The organism is Luteibacter sp. P1_D3 (assembly GCF_056406135.1).
The window spans coordinates 1-16,972 of the sequence record NZ_JBFUAT010000032.1 but is presented as its reverse complement, the minus strand read 5'-3'; the positions used below and the strand labels follow the sequence as shown (position 1 = coordinate 16,972).

Below are 16,972 nucleotides of genomic sequence, written 5' to 3'. Positions count from 1 at the left end.
CCAGATGGCCGTCAACGACATGCGCGCGATCGACCTTTTCACCAAGGCGGTGGCATTGGGCAGCATCCGGCGAGCCGCGGCGGCCCACGGCATCAGCGCCCAGGCAGCGAGCAAGTCGCTGGCGATGCTGGAACAGCGGCTCGGCGTACGGCTGCTGCACCGAACCACGCGGAGCATCGCGCTGACCTCCGAGGGGCAGCAGTTCCTGGAAGGTGCGCAGCCGGCGCTGGCCGCCCTCGAGCGCGCCATCGATAGTGTCCGCACCGCCAAGGACGAGATCGCCGGGCCGTTACGCATCGTCGCCCCGCGCTACGGTTTCAAGCCGATGTTATGGCCACTGATCGACGAGTTCTGTCACCTTCACCCTGCGGTCGAAGCGCACCTGAAGCTCGACGACCGCGTCGGTGACTGGGTGAACGACCGCGCCGACGTCGGCTTTCGCATCGGTTCGGCGCCGGAAGGCGGCGTCGCCGCTCGGCGCCTCTTCGCCATGCAACTGATCGTCTGTGCGGCACCGTCGTATATCGCCGCTCATGGTGCGCCGACGTCGATCGAACAGCTGGCCCTGCATCGCTGCAGCGTGCTTCGACATTCCGCCACCGGTCGCGTCCTGCCCTGGCTGCTCAAGCGAGATGACGAGGTGATCTCGCTGGATCTCAATCCATCGCTATCGACGAACGATGCTGAGCTAGAAATCGAAGCCGTGCTGTCGGGCCACGCGATCGGCCTGCTGGCAAGCCTTGCGGTGGCACCGCTGATCCGCGCCGGGCGGCTCGTTCCCCTGCTCACCGAACACGTTGCCGACCACATGAGCGTGTACGTCTACTACGGAAGCCGGGCCGCGCAGCCGTCGCGCGTGCGCTCCTTCGTCGATCTTGTCGCGGAGCGGCTGGGCCACACTTCGGAACACGTGCTCGACGCCAGCGAGCTGGCTGCGGCCCGGACCCGCGGCATTCAGTCGGTCACGCCCACGATGACCGACGCCGCGTCGAAGATGGCCAGGACGTCTACGCCCTCGGCAAGGCCCAGGCTCTGAACGCTGTCCTTGGTGATGATCGAGGTGATCGTCCCTCCCCCTTCGATCGCTACCGTCACCTCGGAATTCACCGCGCCGGGATGAATCCGCTCAACCTTTCCAGGCAGCTGGTTCGAGGCCGATAGACGCCCTTCTCCCGGTAGCCCAAGCATTACCCAGCTAGCCTTGATCAACGCGATGACCGGTCGTCCCGGTGCCAGGGCGAGGCTGTCCGTACTTTCACGAGTGACGGTCGCGATCAGGGTGGTGCCGCCCGTGGTTCGGATAGCGATGCTGTCGTTGACCGCGCCTTGCTGGACATGATCGACAACGCCGGCAAGCTGGTTTCTCGCACTGGTTCGCATGGTCAGGTGCCTCAAGAGGTGGATGTCGTCGGTCGCCTCGTCACCGAGCGAAGCCAGATGCTCGACGAACAAACGATGGGCCGATTCGATGCTGCGAAAGGAGGCGATCAGGCGCTCGGCTCGCGGGGTCAGCCTCGCTCCTCCGCCGCCTTTACCGCCGGTGGCACGTAGCACAAGGGGCTCGCCAGCCAGGTTGTTCATCGCCTCGACCGCATCCCAGGCGCCCTTGTAGCTCATGCCCACCGCCTTCGCGGCAGCGGTGATCGATCCGGTGAGTCCGACCTGGGTCAGCAGTTCCACGCGGTCCGGCCCGCCCCAGCGCCGCGCGCCATCGGAGAGCCACAGGGAGCCTTCGTACTGGAGCATGCCGTTACCGATTCGTAGGACGGGGGCAGTCTAACGCCCCTCACGGCCGCTGCGTCCAAACGGGGCGCCGGAATCTACATGCCGCCGGCAGGGCCATCTTGTAGCCTCGATAATTCGCTATATAGTCCGCTATATATCGAGTTTGGGACACACCAGCCCGTCTGGGACAAGGGGAGACACCATGAAGAGGCTCGTCCTCGGCGCCGTGGCGCTGCTATGTCCGGTATTTGCGGTAGCCGCACAGGTCGCGGGCGGTCCCACAGCCGCCGACGACACGAAGGACACCACGACGCTCGGCAGTGTCACCGTTACCGCCCGCCAGCGTGAGGAGGATCTGCAGAAGGTCCCCATGGCCGTCTCGGTGGTCAGCGGCGAATGGCTCGACCGCTCATACACGGTCAACACCCAACAACTCAGCCAGCTCGTCCCGTCCCTCTACTACAACTCTGCCAACCCGCGTAATACGGCGTATACGATACRCGGCCTGGGTTCGAACACGTTGTCGGTCAGCGCGGCGAACGACGGTATCGAGCCCGGTGTCGGCTTCTATGTCGACGGTGTCTACCATGGTCGTCCGGCGACGGCCGCCTTCGACTTCACCGATATCGATCGCATCGAAGTGCTTCGTGGGCCGCAGGGAACCCTGTTCGGCAAGAACACCACCGCCGGGGCAATCAACATCACCAGCCGTGCGCCGACCTTTACACCAGAGGGAAGCGGCGAGATCTCGTACGGCGACCAGGGCTTTCTGCAGGCAAAGGGTACGGTCTCGGGGCCGCTGACGCAGACCGTCGCGGGCCGCTTCTCAGCGCAGTTCACCGAGAAAGACGGATCCCTGCACAACGTCACCACCGGCAAGGACGAGAACGAGATCAACAATTACGCCCTGCGTGGCCAACTGTTGTTCAAGCCGGACGATAGCTTGAATGTACGGCTGATCGGCGATGTCTCGAACCTCGATTCGGATTGCTGCACGCAGAACTACCTCCGCGTGGGAAGCAGCCTGCGCGGCGCCGCCAGGCAGTTCAATGGCCTTGCCGCCAACCTTCCCGCGCATGGATTCCCGGCGTACGTGCCGCCGAGCCGTAATGTCTACGATCGATTGACCGACATCGACGCACCGCTGCACATCGATACCCAGGATGGCGGCGTCTCGCTCAATGCCGACTGGAACGTCGGTGCCGTGACGCTGACCTCGATCTCGGCCTGGCGTTACTGGAAGTGGGATGTCGCCAACGACCGTGACTACATCGGCGTTCCCATCCAGACAGTCCAGCGCATTCCTTCGCGACAGGACCAGTACAGCCAGGAATTCCGCGTCGCCTCCAACGGTGACGGGCCTTTCAGCTACGTGGGCGGCCTCTACTTCTACACCCAGGAAATCAACGGCAAGCCGATCAGCATTTACGGCCCGGCCGCGACGTATTGGTTGGTCAGCACGACGAGTTTCCCCGGCATGCCCGACGCGCTCGCGGACGGTTACGGCCAGTTCGGTGACTCGCACTACCGGATGAAGAGTTACGCGGCTTTCGGCGAGGCGAATTACAAGCTCACCGATCGCCTGACCGCTACGCTGGGCCTGCGCTATACCTACGAAGACAAGAACGGAACGTATTCAACGACTGTCTCCGGCGGCCTGCCGACGACACCCGGTTCCGTGCAGGACAACGCCAAGCTTTCGCTTTTCCGCCCGCAGAGCTACAGCGCGTCTGATAGCGGTGGCAATCCGTCGGGCCGGGTCAACGTCGCCTATCAGTTCACCGATGCCCTGATGGGCTACGTGAGCTACGCCTACGGTTACAAATCCGGCGGGCTCAACATGTCCGGGCTGCCGCTGGATGCGGCCAACAATCCCGCGCTGGCCACCGCCGTGATCAAGGACGAGATCAACAGGACCTGGGAGACAGGCATCAAGTCAGCATGGTGGGATGGCCGCGCCACGTTCGATCTCGCCGCGTATCACACGGAAGTCGGCAACTACCAGGCCAACGTCACCTCCAGTACCGAAACGGCGGCTCTGCGTACCTATCCGGCGAACATCCCCGAAGTCACGGTGAAAGGCGTCGAGGGCGACTTTGCCGCCCTGCTCTTCACGGGCTTCACCTTGCGCGCGTCCTTCGCCTATGCCGATGGCAAGTACACGGATTACCCGAAAGGTCCCTGCCCGCTCGAATGGCAGAACCCGAACGCCGCTGGCGGTTGCCAGCCGCTGAATCCGCCAGCCAACCTGGCGATCAAGACCTCCAATCCACGGGGCAATCCCGATGTTCCCGGTGCCTATGTACTCACCGGCCTGCCGCTGGCCGGCCTGTCCAAATGGGCGGGATCGATCGGCTTCGATTATGAGCTGCCGATCGGCAACGACGCGTTCCTTGTCCATGCCGATACGAGCGCGCGCAGCGGCTACAACTCCGATACAGCCAATTCCATTTACACAAAGATCGCCGGCTATGCGGTCGTCAACGGAAGTGTCGGTTATCGCTTCAACGACAACTGGGAAGTCGACGTGTTTGCGCGCAACCTGTTCGACCGGAACTACATCACCGCACTCACGGTCCAGACCGGAAACTCTGGTCTGATCCTGGGTCAGCCCAGCGATCCGAGGATGGTGGGGGTGACGCTACGCGCGCACTTCTAGGATGACGGACCGACCTCGGTATGCCTTAGTGATGACGCACCATGGCGGTTCCCCATGCCATGGAGACCCCGTTTGCGTTAATCTCCGCGCTCACGGAGTTGATGGCTAAGGGGAAGGATCGCATGGCTTCACGATCAGTGATGTTGTTGGCACGGACGCTCGTTTCCGCAACTGCCATGGTGGGCCTCGCTGCCCACGCTGCGACGGAATGCGAACAGAACTACACCGCGACGCCCGCCACGGGCGGCGGTACGGTCCATCAAAGCTTTGTCGGCTTGTACGGGCTGGACGGCAACAAAGCCATGGCCAGTCTCAAGGCCAGCGCCGAGAAGATCCATTTCCAGGCAGTGGGCGACACCAAGGTCGCGGCCGATGGCCTCATGACCACGGTGGTGGCGCAGAAGGCGACAACGGCAGCACGCGGCTTTCCCATTGTGCTGATGGTGTCGCCGAAGACCGACTCGGCCATCATCGCGTTCCAGCTCAAGGAAGGCGTGGTCGCGGCCAATGCGCAAGGCAATATCTGCTCGTTCTTCGATGCGGCCGACCTGAAGGGTCAATCCGCAAACGCCAGCGCCAAGAAAGGCACGCAGAACGCGGTGTTGGCCCTGCCCCTCCTCGCCAGGCTCAATGGCGGCATGACAGAAGAGCAGGCTGTCGCCGATGCCGTTGCCACCGCTCAGGCGAATGTCGCTGGCGTCGCTGCACCAGCAGCCAGCCCCCAGGCAAACTTCGCCAGAAACCCCAATGATCGTGGTGCGGCGCCTGACGTGGCCGACACCCGCAAGGTCGTCACGCCCAAGTCCACGTTCAATCCGTCGGACGTCGATGCCAACGCACTTTCCGAAGGTACCTCGACGATCAGCGGATTCACGTGCGGCCTCGTTGCCGGTCAACAGCAGACCACGCCGAATCAGCCCATCACTTTGTTTCCTTACAGCACGTACCTGAAGCAATCGATCGACCTGATCGACGCCAATCGCTACAAGGGCGACAAGGTTCGGGTCGATATCGACAAGCGCATTTTCGATACGCGAATCGATGGCAAGACGAATTTCAAGGGCGATTTCAAGTTCACCCGCATCAAGCCGGGCCGCTACATCATCATGGCCATCTTCGAAGGAGATGCGACGACGACGCGCGCCCATCCCGGGGCTTCGTTCGAGCCTGCAACGAACACCATGTACACGTGGACGGACTACGAGCAAGTGCAGACGCATGCCAAAAGCATCCTGCAGGCAGATGTCACGGTCAAGCAGGAGGGCCAGGTAGTGGACGGCGTAGTCGTCAAGCCGATGGGCAACGGACGCTTTTTCGTGGTACTGAGCAGCGTGTGCAAGTGGAACCGCGACTGAGCCAAAGTGCTCTAGCTTCGACTATGCCGAATCGCTTCGATCGGTGAGGTTCGCGATGCCCGCATCGCGGGCGTCAACACGGCGCCCTGGCCGAGCGCCAGAATGACGATCACCCCTAGCACGACGTACTTCACGGGAAGTGCATGCATTTCGAAATGGGCGACCATCCATAGATTCAGTGACAGGGCCAGGACGATGCCCAGACCAATGCCGCCTGAGGCAATCAACAGATTTTCGGTCAGGAAGTAGCTGAGGATGTCGCGCCGGGTAGCGCCGAGTGCGCGGCGCATGCCTATCTGCTGATGGCGTTGCGACACCCAGAAACTGGACAGCCCAACGATACCGGCGGCCGTCGTCACGAGCAGTAACCCGCAGATCGCGATCATCAACAAGGCCATGCCACGATCGACCTTGTACGCCTGTGCGCGGACTGCCTCGAAGGTGCGAATGCCTTCGCCCACCGGGAACACGCGCATGTTGTCGAGCTTGATCAATGCGGCCGGCGCCTCGCGGAACAGGGTCTCGAGCTGCCCCGGTTTGCTCCTGACAAGGTAGTTACCGGTCGTTTCCGAAAGGAGCTGTGGCACCAGGATCGCATCGTTCGAGAAGCTCGCCGTGGGCGACGGCGCCTGCAGGCGCTCGACAATGCCGATCACTGTACTCGGCGACGGATGGCTATTGCCGACATAGATCGGCTTGCCGAGCGCCAGGCCGTCGGGATAGACCTTGTCCGCAAGGGCTTTGGTGATAATGACCTGGGCAGGTGAGGTGATTCGCGACGGATCGAGGAAAGTGACTTCATCCTTTCGAAAGTTCCTGCCAGCGATCAAGCGTGCGCCCATCGTGGCAAGTGCATGGTCATCCGTGAAGTATTCCGCGGCCAGTGCTATGCGCGCCTTGGCATCTGGATCGATGCGAATGCCCTCGGTCGAACTGTGTCCCGACAGCGGATACGACCCGGCCTGTGTTGCATCTTCGACCCCGGGTAGTTCGCGCAGGGCCCGAAGATCCGCTCTGGTAAGCGCAGGGATACGGCCGGCGTCGACGCCAGCCCAACGGTATTGAAGCGTGAGCATATTGCTCTCGACCATGCCCGTTGGCCTGGACATGCGATCGATCCGTTGCTCGACGATGAAAAAAGCATTGCAAATGACCGCAAACGTCAGGGCGATCTGCAGGACGATGAGGATCGTTCCCGCCTTGTGCCGCTTGAGAGCGCTCAGGATCGGCCTGATCTGCAGGCGGCTCATGAAGCCGGTCACCACGTTGGCTTCACCGATGCGGCGCGCCAGGCGGGATAGATCGCCGCCAGGACGGTGGCCGACACAGCGGCAACGACGGTAAGCGCGACCAGCGACACATTGAACATGGCAAGACGTGCGATCGCCGGCTCGAACACCAGGCCAATGCCTGTCATGCCCGCCCCCGTCAACACCAGCCCCAACAGCCCACCGGCCAACCCAACCATGCCTGCCTCGATGAGAAACTGTTCGTGGATCGCCTTGCGGGGAGCACCCAGCGCGCGGCGAACAGCAATCTCGGGTGCGCGTCGCATGAACTTGGCTAACAACAAGCCTACGGTGTTGACCAGGCAGATGGTCAGAAAGCCGAGGGAGATCAGCAACGAAATTCTCGACTCCGCAGGAACCACCTGCTTGTAGTCGAGCCATTGCATCACATCGCGGAGGCGTATGTTGGGTGCCCAGTGGAACCGACCTGCCCGCCTTTGTTCCGCCGAGTAGGCGTCGAGATAATCCCTATAGCCAGCCACGGTTTTTCCATCGGGTAGCTCGACCCAGAACCAGATCCAGGTACAGTCGGAGACGAGCCAGGTATCCCATCCGCTGTCGGAACTGGTCTTGCACAGGTTGGCACCGGCGGTGGGTATCCTGGCGTCGATCGCTGTCGTAAACGGAATGAAGACCTGGGCGGCCTCGCCAAAAGCACCCAGCATCTTCACGTCGTAGAAAAGCGGCTGGGGATTCCAGGTGTCTCGCACGCCCACGATGCGGTAGCTGTGGTGATCGAGCATGAGCTCCTTTCCGACACTGTTGTCGCCGCCAAACAGCGTGTCATTGAGCGACCGGCTGATCACCGCCACTGCGGCATGCGCTTGGTCATCGGTCGAAGACCAGGCACTTCCGAACAGGAAAGGTATGTCGAACATGGGGAATGTGTCGGCGTACGTGGCGTACGTGCTCACCTGAAGAGGCAGGCGCGACTGGCGGGTCGGCATGACCGAAACATCGATCGGGTACATCGCCGTCTGGAATCGTGCCCGACGATCCCGCATCAATGCCATCGCATCGGTGTAGTTCAGCATGTCTGGCGGTTCGCCGCCATCATCGGCGCTGGCGGTCTGTCCCCAGCTATCGATCTGCGGAATGAACAGACGGGACGATTTGGCGGGAATCGGATTCTTCGAGGTCGCGCGGAACACCGCGTATGTCGTCATGGACGAGGCGACGCCGATACCGATGGTTATCACCATCAGTGCCGTGAGAAAAGGGTTGCGGCGAAGGCTTCGCAGTCCGAGCCTGAAGTGGTAGGCAAGCATGAAATCCCTGTCGTCACGCACCCATCGTTACGTGTCCAGAGACTTTAGCAAGAACCAGACCAACCCCGCCCCATGCCGATCCGTGCGATCTTTGGTGTGTCCGCGGACAATCCTCACCGGACAGCCGGACAAGCAAAGGCACGGCGTCCATGACGCCGTGCCTTCTTCGGTAAGCAGCTTTACAAGCGCTTAGTAGTCCCAGTAACCCGGCACCCAACGGTATCCATCGCCATTCGTGGCTACGCGGCCAACGGACGGAAAAGACAGGTGAGTGGCCACCAGCAGCTCACCGCTCGCCGCCAGATCGCGGAACAGCTGGAGGCGAACGTTCACAGCTTCTTCGGGATCGTGCTCGAAGCCGTTCTGCCAATCCGGGTGATCGAAAGCGACAGGGAACAGGGCGTCGCCGGCGAACGTCAATGCGTCTCCGCCGGAGGTGACGCGAACCACGCAATGGCCGGGCGTGTGACCACCGGTACGGCGGGCCAAGACGCCTGGGGCGACCTGGTACTCATCTTCGAACGGCTGGATCCGGCTGCGATAGTCGGCGAGGAACTGCTTGGCGGTCGCCCGAAGCACGTCCGGGATCGGCGACGGCATGACCGTGCGGGAGAAATCGGGCGCTTCCCAGAAAGCCAGTTCAGCGGCCGCCACATGGATGCGCACGTCCGGACGCAGCTTTTCCTTCACGCCTGCACCGAGCAGGCCGCCCACATGATCCATATGCAAATGGGTGAGCACGATGTCGGTCAGGGCATCGAGGGCGATGCCGGCTGCCTGCAGTCGCTTGACCAGCTGTCCGGCGCGCGGGAAGCCCTCGAACTCGCCACCAAGACCGGAGTCGACCAGGATCGTCTGCTCGCCGCTACGAATCACTACGACGTTCACGGCCCAGTCGAACGTCTCCGGCAGAAGCCTGTTGTCCAGCCAGGCCGCCCGCCCTGCGGCGTCGACATTGGTCGACATCGTCTCGAACCCGATGGGCAAGACGCCATCGCTGATCACCATGACGTCGATGTCGCCGATCCGTACGGCGTAACGCGACGGAACCAGGTCGGTGGATGCGGCTTCGACGGTATGTGGAAGGCTGTGTACTGCGTTCATCTTGCTCTCCTGCTGACCACGGCGTGGGAATGGATGGAGTTCCATCCTAGGTTTCGGCAGGAGGCCCCGGTAGGCATCGGAGGGGCCTCACGATGTTGCCCGGCGCGCACCAATCCCATGGCTTTCGCGGATAATCCGTCCTATGCATCCCGCACCTCGCATGATCTGCATGCTCGTCTACCCCCAGGCACAGTCGCTCGATATCAGCGGCCCCCTGGAGGTCTTCGCGCTGGCCAGCCGCCAGGCGCAGGACGATGCACCCGGCCGTGGCCCGCTCTACAGCGTGCGGGTTCTCGCGGCGACCGCCGCACCGGTCGAACTCGCCTCGGGCATGCGATTGCTACCCGATGCTACCTATGCCGACATGCCGCCAGAGACAGACACCTTGCTGGTCTGTGGCGGCATGGGCGACGCAGTCGACCGTGTACGGGGCGACACCGCGTTGGTCAGTTGGCTGCATGCGGCCTCATCGCGTGTACGACGCGTGGCGTCGATCTGCAGCGGTGCCCTCCTCCTCGCCGAAGCGGGCTTGCTCGACGACCGTGAGGCCACCACGCACTGGAGCGATGTCGCCGAGCTACGCGACCGCTATCCCGCCGTGCGCGTGCTGCCCGACGCGATCTACACCCGTGACGGCCCCATCTGGACCTCGGCGGGCATCACCACCGGCATGGATCTCGCGCTGGCCATGGTCAGCGCCGACCATGGCGACGCGCTGGCACTGAAGGTCGCCCGACGCATGGTCATGGCGAGCAAGCGCTCCGGCGGACAAAGCCAGTTCAGTGGGCAGCTTCAGGCGCTTGAACAACCGGAGCACTTCGCCGCCCTGGCCACCTGGATCGCTGACAACCTGCGTCTCCGTCTCGACGTCGCGTCACTTGCCGAGCGGGTACACATGAGTCCGCGCCAGTTCACCCGGCGCTTCGGCGCTCATTTTCGTGTCACGCCTCAGAAGTACGTGGAGCGGATGCGGGTGGAAACCGCCAAGCCGCTGCTCGAAAGCACGACCAGGGACATCAAGCGCATCGCGACGGAGTGCGGATTCTCTTCCGACGAAGCCATGCGCCGCGCCTTCCTCCGACAGCTCGGCTATTCGCCCAGCGACTATCGGGAGCGCTTCGCGCCCGCGTGACCGTTTGTGCGGGCTCGGTGTCGCATTCGGTGGCGACGATTGCGTTAAGGTGCGGCACCACCAAGGGAAAGGAATCACCCATGCGTCGCTATCTGCTGGTGCTTGTTGCCATGTTGTCTGCCCTGCCCGCGTTCGCTGCCCACGAGCCGATGTCGGACCCGCCGGTTCGCGTAGGCATCGTGATGTTCGATGGCGTGCAGATCATCGACTTCGCAGGTCCTTACGAAGTCTTCGGCAATGCCGGCTTCGGCGTGGTCACCGTGTCACCGGATGGCAAACCGGTCACCACGGCAATGGGACTGAAGGTCACGCCGGACGCGAGCTTTGCGAACGCCCCGCCGTTCGACGTATTGATGATTCCGGGTGGCGACGTTGCCGACGCGCAGCGTGATCCGCGCATTCTCGACTTCATTCGCCAGCGCTCCGTCCCGGCCAAGCAGGTGCTCTCGATCTGCACCGGCGCCTTCATCCTCGGCGCCACGGGCCTGCTCGATGGTGACAAGGCGACCACGTTCACGCCACGGATCGACGAACTGGCGAAGGCCTTCCCGAAGATCCAGGTGATACGCGATGTGCGCTGGGCCGACAACGGCAAGCTGGTGACGTCGGCCGGTCTCTCGTCCGGGATCGACGCCGCGCTTCATGTCGTCGCGAAGGTCCGCGGCACCGACGAAGCGCGCACCGTTGCCCTACGCCTGGAATACGACTGGAAGCCCGACGGTGGCTTCGTCCGCTCACGCCTGGCCGATCGCTACCTGACCAAGCAACAGGTACAGGCCGGCGTCGACTGGCCCAAGGACGCGAAGTTCGACGAGTATGTTTCCGTGGGTGATCTGGACAAGTGGGAGACGCATTACCACGTCCACACGGCGACGCCGGCCACAGAGATGCTCGATCGTCTCGACGTTGGGGTGCGCAAGACCGGCCTGTGGAAAGCGGCTGGTCCGCATCGCTGGACCAGTCGGCAGGAGAATCGTGACGTCACGCTGAGCTTTGCCACGCGGCCGGGCGTGGATGCGTCGCACTACGATCTCGATATGGTGTTGGTGGCAGCACCGTTCCGCTAGGCCCCCCGTTCCTGAAGGACCTCGTGCACGCCAGCAACATAGGCTGACGTGCACGAGGCGGGGAACACTAGGGGCCGCCGAAGCGGCCCTAGTCACATCATCCCTGCGAAGCCTGCAACGCCTTCCCCTCGGACAACCCCTCATCGGCCCGCTCAGCCAACAACGAGCTCGCCAGCTGGATCAGCGACGACAAGCCGTTCCCGCTGGCGTCGCCACCGCCCAGCGAGATCTTCGGCACGATGGCGATATGCCCATCGCGAATCGCCTCGGCGAACTGCGCGCCCAGCGTATTGATCAGCTGCAAACGGGCACCCTCGCCCGTCAAGGCCGCCGACTTCGCCTGGATCGCCTCCGCTTCGGCCTTACCCACGGCGGCAATCGCCGAGGCACGACCATCACCTTCGGCCGTCAGGCGACGACGTTCGGCGTCCGCGTCGATGCCGATCACGTTCGCGCGTTTTGTGGCCTCGACCACGTTGGCGTCACCGACGTTCTTCTTGATGTCGATATGGATCGCCGAATTGGTGAGTTCTGCCTGGATATCCGTCTTGGCGCGAGCCTCGCGCAGCGAACGCTCCTTCACCGCAGACTGCTCCTGCAGTTCGAACGTGGCCACTTGTTCGATCGCCACCTGGCGATCACGCAGCTGGTTCAGAAGCGTATCGATGCGCGCGCCCGACGCGTTTCCGGTGCTTCCATGCGGCGTGCCGATCAGCACCTCCTGCAGTTCCAGGTTATAGGCGGCAAAGCGTTCCATCATCTCGACACTGGCGACCTGCTGGATGTCCGCGCGATTCTGGATCAGCTGGATCAGGGTGCGCGTCTGGCCGATGTTCTTGAAATAGGCGCTGACCATCGGGTCCAGCGTCTGGTCGACCAGGCGCTTGATGTCACCGAAGCGCTGCACCACCAGCGGTGCCTTGCGGTAGTCGATGTGGACAACCACCGACAGCGGCAGCAGCGGCTCGAAGGCGTCCTTGGTGATCAACGACACTTCGGAAAGGTTCTCGTCGAACTTGTGCACATTGGTAACCTCCGGCGTCCACTTCAGGATGAAGTTGGTCGTCGGTACCATCTGGATCTTTCCGGCGTAGGTATTGAACGCGTACTTGCCCGGGAGCAAGGGCTCTTTCCACACACCCCGGCACGCGCTGTCGACCAGCTCACCATGCGAATAGCCCTCGCCCGAGCGATCGGTACCCGTCTTGCCGATGTACGAAACCACTACGCCGACGAAGCCGACCGGCACGACGGTCTTGGGGATGAAGTCCACCGTGGCGAACAGGCGATTGATGTAATAGGTACCCTCCACCAGCACCTGGTGCTGCCGACCGCGATTACCGCCGGCGCGCAGGAAGGCATCGATGTTCTGGAAGTTGTTGTGGAAGGTCGTCTTGTCGGCCGTGTCCTGACCCACGCGCGGCGCGACGATTTCATCCGGCGGCAGGACCGGGCCATCGTGTACCGTCACCACGCCCAGCATATCGTTGGCGGTGTCGTCGGCATCGGCCGAGGCTTTCTCGCGACGCCCACCGATGATGACCGGCGAGAAGCCGCCGCGCTCTTTCAACACGCTGCCCATGTGGTCGATGGTCCCGCGTTCCTCTTCGGACAGCAGCAGGCCATGCACGCGCGACGCCGTGATAATGGCGAACTGCGCTACATTGAACGCGTAGGTACCTTCGCGAAGAATCGTACGTTGCGGACCTTTCTGGCCACCGGCACGCAAGAACACGGCGACGTCTTCGATGCCTTCCGAAATGGTGCGGCCGAGGGCCTGGCCTTCCTCGAGGTCATGACCGTCACGCGCAAACACGTAGCCGATCTCGCCCTGGGGAATGGTCACCAGGTCGACCTTGTGGACGCGATACTGGAACGGAGCGAAGTAATGCAAGCCACCACGCAATACTTTCGGCTGATAGCCGACCTCACCATCGAGCGCGATCAGTCCACGACTGACCGAACGGGCACCCCATAGGCGCTCGACCACGCCGACACGGTCGTTGGGGATATAAACGATGACATTGGATAAAACGAAGAGCACGATCAGTACGACAACGGCAACTGCGATAGCAATAAGCCAGGTCATGGCTGAATGTCCTTGTAGGTAAAAGAGCCCGGATCAATACCGGGGGAGTAACGCCGCACATCAAAAAGCGACACCATCGGAAACAACACGAAACGCAACGCGCAGGCGGCCGACACCGCTGCGCAGCGCAGAGAGAAATCATTCGAGAGGGGGTTGGGCGGTCTTCCTTACCCGATCAGGTGGGAGAGCTCGGCCTGTGCATCGATCACATTACGGCCCATGACGTCGAGTTCCTCGACGATATTCGCCAGCGGCGAATGCGCGGACAGCTGACCAAACAAAATGTAATGCGAGCCGACCAGGCCGACGTTCGAAAGCGGCATATTCGGACCCAGGCGCAGGCAGGCCTCGTTGAAACGCAGCGGATCGCGCACCGCGCGTTGGTCGCACAGCGGCGTCGTCATGCGTATTTCATACTCGGTCACCACCAGATGCACCGGCTGGTCCCCGTAGCTGGCCAGCGCAAGCTCGATCGACGCGGGCGTGGCCTGGAGCCACACGCGTGACAAATGCTGCTGGTGACTGGCGTGCTCCTGCAACGCATCGAACAAACGCTGCGTCGTCCATTTCTGGCTCATGGCCTGCAAATCCATCCCACCGATCAGCTGATCGGTGCGCTCATTGCGGTGATGTCGCAGGAACTCCCTGACCAGTCCCTGCTCGCCCTCGGTCATGTAGATCCTGGGGATCGTCATGCCCATCCGTGTCATCCGGTCACGAAACGCCTTCTGGCGCTCCGCTCCAGTACTGACTTGCTTGGTGGGTGGCATAGGTGGACCTGATCCGTCTCTGGATGCTGTTAGGCGTAATGTTAGGCGTAACTTACTCCGGCGCCACGGTGCTACACAATTACAGGTTGCGCGGTGCAGGCAGTTCGAAAGGGGAGTTCAGAGGATTCAGTAGGTTACTGAGCCGGGACGTACGTCAACCGGATCACGTCCCCATCAATGACATCGCTGGCCGCGAGACGGAGTCGCGGCCGCGGGCCTGCAAATAAGGGCTTGCCGTGACCAAACACGACGGGATGAACATAGAGTTGATACTCGTCGATCAGACCGAGCTCGCCCAGGCTGTGCGCAAGGTCCGGTCCGGCGACTTCGATGTCTCCGTCAACGTCGGCCTTCAACCTTCTCAACACAGACTCGATGTCGCCAGACACGAGCGTGGCGTTCGGACCGACCGGGTCCTGTGAGCGCGACACGACCCACTTCGGCCGGCTTCGCCACGCCTCGGCATATTCGCGCTCATCGGCGCCCCAATCCGCCGAGTCGTCATCCCAATAACGCATCACCTCATACATGCGGCGACCGTAGATCATCCCGGCCTGGCCCCGCACCTGCCCAATGAAGTGACGGAAGAGCGCAGGAGATGGACCGAACGCCTGATGGTCGACGTAACCATCGAGGGACTGGTTCAAGCCGAAAATAAACTTAGCCATGGGCGGCTCCATGTTCACGGGCATATTGCGTGGGAGACACCTGCACATGCCGCGTGAAAGCGACACTGAACGTGCTCGCCGAGCCGTAGCCCACGCGCTCGGCGATTTCCGTTATACGCCCCTGCCCCTGACGCAGGAAATCCTTTGCCAGCGCCATGCGCCAGGACAGCAGATAGTCCATCGGCGTAACACCGACCTCGCGGCTGAAGCGCACGAAAAACGTGGTACGCGACAACGCGGCTTCCTTGGCGAGATCGGCAACCGTCCATGGATGAGACGGCCGCTCGTGCATGAGGCGGATGGCGGTCGCGAGACGGGCGTCGGCGAGGCCGCGCACCAATCCAGGCGACGCGCCCGTGCCCGTGGTCAGTCGAAAGGCTTCGATGAGCAACAATTCGACGAGCCTTGCAAGCACGGCCTCGCGCGCGGGACGCTGCTCGCGTGATTCGTCACGCACCAGCTGCACCAGCGTCGCCAGGCGGTGTTGACCGCGCACGTGGATCACCTGAGGTAGCAAGGCAACCAGCAAGGCAGCATCCGGCGAGGCGAAGCTGCAATGCCCGACGAGCATGCGCACATCGGGCGGCTGGCCTTCCTCGCCTATCCTGAATTCCCCGCTTGCCAGACACACCGGCGGCGCCGAGTCCACGCCCTCCGGCGGCGGCTCGAGACTGGTCAATGCCACGGTATGGCTGACCGGCACGAGGATGAAGTCACCGGACGACAACACCATCGGCTCACCATCATCGATGGCGACCTGGCACCCACCCTGCAAGACCACGCAGTAGAACGGGTCGCCCGGCTCCGACCGGCTCACACGCCAGGGGCCCGCACCAACGACCTGCTTGGAGAACCGGGTCACCGGCTGGAGCAGCGTGACTACTTCGGTGAGCGGGTCGACCAAATCCGTACTCCTGCTAATGGAATTCGGACCTCTGAGTGTAGTGAGTTCCGCGGGCACAGCCTATCGTCTCCTCATTGCACCTGGCAATGAATGGAGTTTCCGGATGAGAACCGTTTTGATCACGGGTTGTTCCTCGGGCTTTGGCCTCGAGATAGCGTGTTACTTCCTCGAGCGCGACTGGAACGTGGTGGCCACGATGCGCAGCCCGCGCACCGACCTCCTTCCGGCGTCCGACCGCCTGCGGATTCTGCCGCTGGATGTCACGAACGAGGCGAGCATCCGGCAGGCCATCGAGGCGGCCGGTCCGATCGATGCGCTGGTGAACAATGCGGGTATCGGTACCGCGGCACCTGCGGAGCTGCTTTCGATGGACACGGTTCGCGACGTGTTCGAAACGAACACGTTCGGAACGATGGCCGTCACCCAAGCGGTGCTTCCCCAGTTCCGCCAGCGCAAAGCAGGCGTTGTCGTGAACGTCACCTCGAGCGTGACCCTCAAGCCCCTGCCCCTAGTCTCGGCTTACCGGGCGAGCAAGGCTGCCGTGAATTCTTTCACCGAGACGCTCGCTGCTGAAGTCGCCACATTCGGGATTCGTACGCACATCGTTTTGCCGGGCCGCGCGCCCGATACGCGATTCGGGGAGAACGGACACGGCCGCATGCACGGCTTCGATCACGAGGCTTATGCGCCCATCGCGCAGCAACTGATGGCGAGCCTGACGGATGCCTCCGCGCCGATAACCAAGGTCGAGGACGTCAACGAAGCGGTGTGGCAAGCGGTGACCGATGCCCACGCGCCATTCCGGATCTACGCCGGTGCCGACGCCAAGGCCTGGGCTGCCGAATAAGGATGAGGCGGCTCTGTGTAGGAGCCGATACATCGTCGATTGGGTGCTCGCGGCAACAATCCCCGCAGCCGCGGGATCGCCGATGAATCGGCTCC

14 protein-coding genes are annotated in these 16,972 nt (G+C 62.6%); 6 read left to right on the top strand and 8 right to left on the bottom strand.

Features of this window, described 5'->3' with window-relative positions; genetic code table 11:
• The first annotated feature begins 4 nt into the window (after positions 1 to 4).
• Positions 5 to 1,036: a LysR family transcriptional regulator gene (locus tag AC1DYM_RS18015; protein WP_477340666.1), complete on the top strand. Its 1,032-nt coding sequence runs from the start codon at positions 5 to 7 to the stop codon at positions 1,034 to 1,036.
• Here AC1DYM_RS18015 and AC1DYM_RS18010 read toward each other — a convergent pair.
• Complete coding sequence (locus AC1DYM_RS18010; protein ID WP_477340664.1) at positions 955 to 1,746, bottom strand: TOBE domain-containing protein; 792 nt, start codon at positions 1,744 to 1,746, stop codon at positions 955 to 957. The two genes, AC1DYM_RS18015 and AC1DYM_RS18010, sit on opposite strands and share 82 nt — an antisense overlap.
• A gap of 181 nt (positions 1,747 to 1,927) precedes the next feature.
• On the opposite strand from AC1DYM_RS18010, the gene AC1DYM_RS18005 reads away from it, so the two are divergent.
• Together AC1DYM_RS18005 and AC1DYM_RS18000 are read left to right on the top strand one after the other, a co-directional pair.
• Positions 1,928 to 4,384: a TonB-dependent receptor gene (locus AC1DYM_RS18005; protein WP_477340662.1), complete on the top strand. Its 2,457-nt coding sequence runs from the start codon at positions 1,928 to 1,930 to the stop codon at positions 4,382 to 4,384.
• Positions 4,385 to 4,506: 122 nt separating this feature from the next.
• On the top strand, positions 4,507 to 5,739 hold the full coding sequence (locus tag AC1DYM_RS18000) for a hypothetical protein (RefSeq protein ID WP_477340660.1): 1,233 nt from the start codon (positions 4,507 to 4,509) through the stop codon (positions 5,737 to 5,739).
• A gap of 11 nt (positions 5,740 to 5,750) precedes the next feature.
• Here the strand turns inward: AC1DYM_RS18000 and AC1DYM_RS17995 are convergent, their stop codons facing one another.
• The 3 genes from AC1DYM_RS17995 to AC1DYM_RS17985 all read right to left on the bottom strand — a co-directional run bounded on the left by AC1DYM_RS17995 (position 5,751) and on the right by AC1DYM_RS17985 (position 9,400).
• On the bottom strand, positions 5,751 to 6,989 hold the full coding sequence (locus tag AC1DYM_RS17995; RefSeq protein ID WP_477340658.1) for an ABC transporter permease: 1,239 nt from the start codon (positions 6,987 to 6,989) through the stop codon (positions 5,751 to 5,753).
• A gap of 8 nt (positions 6,990 to 6,997) precedes the next feature.
• Positions 6,998 to 8,296 carry an ABC transporter permease gene (locus tag AC1DYM_RS17990; RefSeq protein ID WP_477340740.1) on the bottom strand — a complete coding sequence of 433 codons (1,299 nt, stop codon included), beginning with the start codon at positions 8,294 to 8,296 and terminating at the stop codon, positions 6,998 to 7,000.
• Between the two features lie 189 nt (positions 8,297 to 8,485).
• Positions 8,486 to 9,400, bottom strand: coding sequence for an MBL fold metallo-hydrolase (locus tag AC1DYM_RS17985; RefSeq protein WP_477340656.1), 915 nt, complete (start codon positions 9,398 to 9,400; stop codon positions 8,486 to 8,488).
• 142 nt (positions 9,401 to 9,542) lie between these two features.
• On the opposite strand from AC1DYM_RS17985, the gene AC1DYM_RS17980 reads away from it, so the two are divergent.
• The gene (locus AC1DYM_RS17980) at positions 9,543 to 10,532 is read left to right on the top strand and encodes a GlxA family transcriptional regulator (protein WP_477340654.1); all 990 of its coding nucleotides are present in this window, start codon (positions 9,543 to 9,545) and stop codon (positions 10,530 to 10,532) included.
• Positions 10,533 to 10,612: 80 nt separating this feature from the next.
• A complete protein-coding gene (locus tag AC1DYM_RS17975; RefSeq protein WP_477340652.1) occupies positions 10,613 to 11,599 on the top strand; it encodes a DJ-1/PfpI family protein in 987 nt (328 codons plus the stop codon).
• A gap of 97 nt (positions 11,600 to 11,696) precedes the next feature.
• On the opposite strand, the gene AC1DYM_RS17970 is transcribed toward AC1DYM_RS17975, so the two are convergent.
• From AC1DYM_RS17970 to AC1DYM_RS17955, 4 genes are all read right to left on the bottom strand, one after another.
• Positions 11,697 to 13,688, bottom strand: a complete 1,992-nt coding sequence (locus AC1DYM_RS17970) for an SPFH domain-containing protein (RefSeq protein ID WP_477340650.1) — start codon at positions 13,686 to 13,688, stop codon at positions 11,697 to 11,699.
• Between the two features lie 167 nt (positions 13,689 to 13,855).
• Positions 13,856 to 14,458: a YjfI family protein gene (locus AC1DYM_RS17965; protein ID WP_477340648.1), complete on the bottom strand. Its 603-nt coding sequence runs from the start codon at positions 14,456 to 14,458 to the stop codon at positions 13,856 to 13,858.
• A 134-nt stretch (positions 14,459 to 14,592) separates the two neighbouring features.
• Positions 14,593 to 15,126, bottom strand: a complete 534-nt coding sequence (locus tag AC1DYM_RS17960; protein WP_477340646.1) for a dihydrofolate reductase family protein — start codon at positions 15,124 to 15,126, stop codon at positions 14,593 to 14,595.
• Entirely contained in the window at positions 15,119 to 16,030 is a 912-nt protein-coding gene (locus tag AC1DYM_RS17955) for an AraC family transcriptional regulator (RefSeq protein ID WP_477340644.1), read from the bottom strand. The genes AC1DYM_RS17960 and AC1DYM_RS17955 overlap by 8 nt, the downstream gene beginning before the upstream one ends.
• Positions 16,031 to 16,133: 103 nt before the next feature.
• On the opposite strand from AC1DYM_RS17955, the gene AC1DYM_RS17950 reads away from it, so the two are divergent.
• Positions 16,134 to 16,877, top strand: coding sequence for an SDR family oxidoreductase (locus tag AC1DYM_RS17950; protein ID WP_477340642.1), 744 nt, complete (start codon positions 16,134 to 16,136; stop codon positions 16,875 to 16,877).
• Positions 16,878 to 16,972: the final 95 nt, after the last annotated feature.